5 protein-coding genes are annotated in these 3233 nt (G+C 73.6%); 2 read left to right on the top strand and 3 right to left on the bottom strand.

Annotated elements, in window-relative coordinates:
* Positions 1–254: HD domain-containing protein (locus E1286_RS46625; protein ID WP_132623756.1), on the bottom strand; the 254-nt coding region annotated here is incomplete at its 3' end.
* 133 nt (positions 255–387) lie between these two features.
* Here E1286_RS46625 and E1286_RS46620 point away from each other — a divergent pair.
* Positions 388–1800 (top strand): FAD-binding oxidoreductase, encoded by a 1413-nt coding sequence (locus tag E1286_RS46620; RefSeq protein WP_132623754.1) that lies wholly within the window; start codon positions 388–390, stop codon positions 1798–1800.
* 7 nt (positions 1801–1807) lie between these two features.
* Here E1286_RS46620 and E1286_RS46615 read toward each other — a convergent pair whose 3' ends face one another.
* Entirely contained in the window at positions 1808–2359 is a 552-nt protein-coding gene (locus tag E1286_RS46615) for a hypothetical protein (RefSeq protein ID WP_132623752.1), read from the bottom strand.
* 199 nt (positions 2360–2558) lie between these two features.
* On the opposite strand from E1286_RS46615, the gene E1286_RS46610 reads away from it, so the two are divergent.
* The gene (locus tag E1286_RS46610; protein WP_132623750.1) at positions 2559–2738 is read left to right on the top strand and encodes a hypothetical protein; all 180 of its coding nucleotides are present in this window, start codon (positions 2559–2561) and stop codon (positions 2736–2738) included.
* Here E1286_RS46610 and E1286_RS46605 read toward each other — a convergent pair.
* The coding region (locus E1286_RS46605; RefSeq protein WP_132623748.1) for an FAD-dependent oxidoreductase at positions 2719–3233 on the bottom strand (515 nt) is incomplete at its 5' end. The genes E1286_RS46610 and E1286_RS46605 overlap by 20 nt on opposite strands.

Raw genomic sequence — 3233 nt, 5'->3', positions numbered from 1 at the left:
ACCCCGAAGACCCAGCCCAGCCGCCCGCCCGCCTCCTCGAACGGCACGGTGTGGCTGTCGAACGTCTCCGTCAGCGCGATGTCGTGGAGCAGCGCCGAGACGTAATAGAGCTCGTCGTCGTGGTCGATGCCGTGCGCCGTCGCGTACATCGCTCCCCAGAGGTAGGAGCGAAGGCAGTGGTTGAGCAGCGCGGACGAGCAGAAACGCCTGGCCACGGACAGGGCCGCCGCGGCGGCGGGAGTCTCCGGGAACATGCGCTCAGGCTCTCACGCGGTCCGGCAGGGAAACCGCGTCTGAGGTGCGTGTCATCGAGCCGCCTTTCATACGTTACACACACTATGTGTAACGTAAGGCCTTCACGAGCCCGGATACGGAAGGCCGAGACGGATGACCTCGTACGACACGACAGGCCATGCCTCGCTGAGCAGCGCGGAAGCCGCCGATCTGGCCGCGCGGATCGCCGGTCCTGTGTGGCTGCCCGGCGACGATGGCTACCAGGCCGATTGCGCCACGTTCAACCTGATGACCCCGGTGCGGCCGGCCGTCGCCGTCGGGGCGACCGGCGTGGCCGACGTGCGGGCCGCGGTCCGGTTCGCCGCCGGACGCGACCTGCCGGTGGCCGTGCTGGCGACCGGGCACCAGGTGGTCGGCGAGGCCGGGGGCGCGGTGCTGATCAACCTGTCGCGGATGGACGCCGTCCACGTCGATCCCGGCCGCCGGCTCGCCCGCGTCGAGGGCGGCGCCCGCTGGCACCAGGTGCTCGACGAAGCCGGCGAGCACGGCCTCGCCGGGGTCAGCGGCGCCTCACCCACCGTCGGCGTCGTCGGCTACCACCTCGGCGGCGGGCACAGCCCGATCCTCGGCCGCACGCACGGGTACGCCGCCGACCACGTACAGGCCGTCGAGATCGTCACCGCGGACGGAGAGTCGCGCCGGGTCACCGCCACGTCCGAGCGCGACCTGTTCTGGGCGCTGCGCGGCGGCAAGGGGAACTTCGGCGTGGTCACCGCGCTGGAGTTCAGCCTCTTCCCGGTTGAGCGCTTCTACGGCGGCGGCCTGTTCTTCGCCGGCGAGCACGCGGCGGAGGTGCTGCGCACCTGGCGCGAGTGGACGACCGGCCTGCCGCTGGAGACGACGTCCTCCATCGCGTTCCTGCGCCGGCCGCCGCTGCCCGGGGTGCCGGAGCCCCTGCGGGGGACGTTCGTCGTGCACGTCCGGTTCTCGTCCCTGCTGCCGGCGGAGGAGGCCGAACGCCTGCTCGCGCCGATGCGGGCGATCGCGCCGCCCGTGCTGGACACGATCGCCGACACGCCCTACCGCATGGCCCGCACGTTGCACATGGACCCGCCCCGGCCCGCGCCGTGGGTCGAGCGGTCGTCGGCGCTGCGGGACTTCCCCGGCGAGGCCGCCGACGCGCTCCTCAGGGAGATCGGCCCCGATTCCGGGACGCGGCTGGGCTTCGTCGAGGTGCGGCTCCTCGACGGCGCACTCGCCCGCCCGCCCGCGGTGCCGAACGCGGTGTCCGGCCGGAACGCACGATGGGCGTTGATCGCCTCGGGCGCCGGCGCCCCCGACCAGGCCCCGGTCTTCCGCGCGCAGCTGGCCGCCCTGGCCGGGGCACTGGCGCCGTGGACGCAGGACGAGATGAACGCCAACCTCCTCACCGCCTCCCAGGGCACCACCCTGGACGAGCTGCGGGCCGCCTACGGCCGCGAACGCTACGACCGGCTCGCCGCGATCAAGAAGCGGTACGACCCGCGCAACCTGTTCCGCGTGAACCACAACATCGCGCCCGCCTGACCGCCTCTCAGACGGCGGCGTCGGCCGGGACGATCGGCGTCAGCTCGTGGCCCTCGTCGTGGACGAGGATGAAATCGGGATCGGTACGCCGCGCGGCGGCCAGCAACCTTCCCATGACGTCCGCCGTCAGGTCGAGCCCGAGCGCGGCGGCGACCCGCTCCTGGCACGCGGCGAGGTCGGGGAAGTCCTCCTCGACGAACTCGGCCCGGCACTCCTCGGACATCGCGCGCATGGCCTCGACGCCGCCCCGCCAGCGGATGAGGCAGTCGAGCCACCAGGGCGCCGCCACCACGAGGGTGAGCAGGTCGGTGAGGTTCTCCGCGACCAGGCTCGTCATGCCGTCGGACGACAGGAACAGCACCGGGCGTTCCTCGCCGCCCTCGCCGCAGAAGAAGTAGCCGCAGCCGCTCGCCATGCCGGCCACGGCCTCCTTCTGCTGCCCCGACCGCAGCGTCTCCTCCTCGCCGACCCAGTAGGGGCGGTCCAGGTCGAAGTCGAACGGGTGGATGAGGAGATCGGCGAGCTCGGGGTCGTCCTTGATCCGCTGAATGAGGCTCATGCGGCATGATCCTATTGTTCCCGGTTCATCCCCTGGACGGGCGGCCGGACAGAATCCGACCATGGCCGACCGGGCGCGCCAGGAGCTGGACGCGGACCGTTCGACGAGGCGGCGTCGGAGCCGTGCCCGGCGCGCGCCAGGCAGGCGGGCGTCGCGTTCACCGCGCCGGCCGAGACGCGCGACGGCGCGGAGCACCGCCGTGCGCTCTGACGACCTCACCAGGACGTGCTCGGCCGACATCCCCGGGCGCGGGTGGTCGCCGGCGATCCGTTTCGTCCGTGAGGCGAGATATCGGCGGCTGGTGACGTTCCACCATCAGGGCAACACGGTGGCGATCGCCATGAACCGGCGCCCCGGCCTCACCGGCCTGGAGAGCTGAGTCCCGTGTCCTCGTCGAGGAGGGCGTCGTTGAGGGCGATCGCGGTGGCGGTGGCGTGGCCGGCGGAGCCCGCGACGGTCAGGGCCGGCTGCGCGCACGACCCGGCCGCCCAGACCCCCGGCACCCCGGTGTGGCCGTCCGCGTCCGTGACGACGGCCGCGCCGCTGATCGTGCACCCGAGCTCGGCGGGCAGCGGTGAGGCCGGGCGGCGGGAGGTGGCCGCGAACACCACGGCCCGGGGCAGGAACTCCCCGTGCGCGAACTCGACGCCGGTGAGGCGGCCGCCGTCGGCCACCACCCGCGCGATCGGCTCCTCCCGTACGGCCACGCCCGCCGCGCGCAGCCACTCCAGCCGCTCGTCGTCGAACCCGGACGGCCCGCCGGTCAGCAGGACGAGGTCGCCGGTGAAGCGCCGCAGCAGCAGCACCTGCCGCCAGGCCCGCTCGCCCGCCCCCACCACCGCGACCGGCCGGTCACGCGCCTCCCACCCGTGGC

Source organism: Nonomuraea terrae (assembly GCF_004348995.1).
GTDB classification, from domain to species: domain Bacteria; phylum Actinomycetota; class Actinomycetes; order Streptosporangiales; family Streptosporangiaceae; genus Nonomuraea; species Nonomuraea terrae.
The sequence above is the reverse complement of the archived record's forward strand: the minus strand, read 5'-3'. Positions and strand labels throughout refer to the sequence as shown.